At 39.3% G+C, this 738-nt stretch carries 1 pseudogene; it reads right to left on the bottom strand.

Annotation, left to right across the window (positions count from 1 at the left end):
- Positions 1-738 (bottom strand): annotated as a pseudogene (locus ACFIO5_RS11675) (hypothetical protein); the annotation flags it as partial.

Below are 738 nucleotides of genomic sequence, written 5' to 3'. Positions count from 1 at the left end.
TAGGCGCCGTCCATTTGCCATTCTCATACTTAGCACCACCGCCAAAATAAGCAGCAAGCTTGTTGCTCATGAGATAAAGCTGATTACCCGTAATGGCATCCGTGGAACCTTTAGAAATGTCACCATCCAAAAGAGACTTAAGTTTGCTCTTCGTTTTCTTTCCATCTTTTTCATGAAGTGCAACAAATGCCTGCTCATCTTCGCTCCAAAGTAAGGCATCTTTAGAAATACCTTTTATACTTTTATCAAGTTGGTCTTTGTTAACAGCTTCATCACCATTCTCCGCCGCTTTCACACCAGAAATAGTACGTCCTAAACCGCCAACGCCTGCAACACTAATTTTAGTTCCAGCTGTTTTGGCACCAATGGTTATAACACCTGACGCGCCCCCTTCCTGTTGTACAAGGTTATTTTCCTTCATTTCAATAATCTTATCATCAAGATTTTTAATGGAAATATTTACACCAGTGAAAGCAGAACCAACATCACGGTATGTTTCACCACTAATAACATAGGTCGGTGCTAAACCATCAAGTACATTTGCACCACCACCAAAATAATTCGATATATTCTCATGTACATCATTTAAAGTATTAATGAGATTAGAAACAGTTTGATTAGTAGTGAAGAGCTGTGAACCATTTACAGCTTCAGTTGAATTTTCTTTAAGCTCTGCTGCCTTCACACCGGAAATTGTTCGATCACTGCCGTTACTATTGGCAATACTGATTTTTGTAC

Source organism: Bartonella sp. AA86SXKL, from assembly GCF_042196885.1.
The sequence above is the reverse complement of the archived record's forward strand: the minus strand, read 5'-3'. Positions and strand labels throughout refer to the sequence as shown.